Source organism: Paenisporosarcina sp. TG20, from assembly GCF_000286315.1.
Lineage (GTDB): Bacteria > Bacillota > Bacilli > Bacillales_A > Planococcaceae > Paenisporosarcina.
The window spans coordinates 1-1,047 of record NZ_ALJG01000051.1 but is presented as its reverse complement, the minus strand read 5'-3'; the positions used below and the strand labels follow the sequence as shown (position 1 = coordinate 1,047).

The 1,047-nt window shown below is 42.0% G+C and carries 1 protein-coding gene; it reads left to right on the top strand.

Annotated elements, in window-relative coordinates; genetic code table 11:
- Nucleotides 1–508: 508 nt before the first annotated feature.
- Nucleotides 509–1,047 (top strand): reverse transcriptase domain-containing protein (locus B371_RS0100265; RefSeq protein WP_019412372.1); only part of this gene is annotated, 539 nt, incomplete at its 3' end.

The window sequence follows — 1,047 nt, the reverse complement described above, 5'->3', positions numbered from 1 at the left end:
TCCAGGAGCGACCGAGCCTAGGTTGCAACATATAGTGGGTGGAATTCCCATCGAGAAAGAATTAGCCATTTACTCGTAGCGAGTCTTGGAGGATGCAGGGTAACTTGTATCTTTAAGCGTAGACAGTTAGGTGATGGGCCGAAAGCCAATTGGTTGAAGGGATTGAGCTCCGAAATGCCGTTTATAAGGAGGCTGATGTGCTCTGGGGCACAGAAAGCAGCATCTCTGCTATCGCAATGGCAAGAAAGCAGAGACTCCTTCGGAGTCATTGACCTTGGCACGTCATACATTGATATGTTGTAGCAACTCGGGAGATCCTGTTTGGTCTTTCCTAATTGGAGAGTATGGTATTACAAGCGATACAAAGCAAGTAAGCCAAATGCCGAACAGGAAGTCGGATGGTTGTGTAGTACCGATGAAGTCAGGTAACTCTGATGGAGGAAAGACAACCGCCATAGTATCGTCCCTATTAAGGACACATTTACTACACACGGAGGTATACAAGTAAATGGAAACAAAATTGATAAGGATAGCTGAATTAGCTAAAGAGAAACCTGATATGAAGTTTACTTCAGTTGTGTATTTACTCAACGAGGAAAACCTTAAACAATGCCACCATGAACTCCCGGCAGGAAAAGCGACAGGAATTCTGAGAATTACCAAAGAGGAATATGGTAAGAACTTGGATGAAAACATCGCCAAGCTTGTAGAAAGAATGAAAAAGAAAAGCTACAAGCCAATTCCAGTGAGAAGAACGTATATTGCAAAGGCGGGTTCAGATAAGAAAAGGCCGCTAGGCATTCCCGAGTACGAAGATAAGATAGTTCAAAGAGGGATAGCGAAGATTTTAAATGCCATGTATGAACCTATCTTCCTAGACAGTTCTTTTGGTTTCAGACCGAACCGAAACTGTCATGATGCGCTCAAAATACTTAATGTATATATTGAGAAACGATATACGAACTTTATTGTTGACGTGGATATCAAGGGATTCTTTGATAATGTCAATCACGAATGGCTGATGAAATTCCTTAAGCATAGAATAGC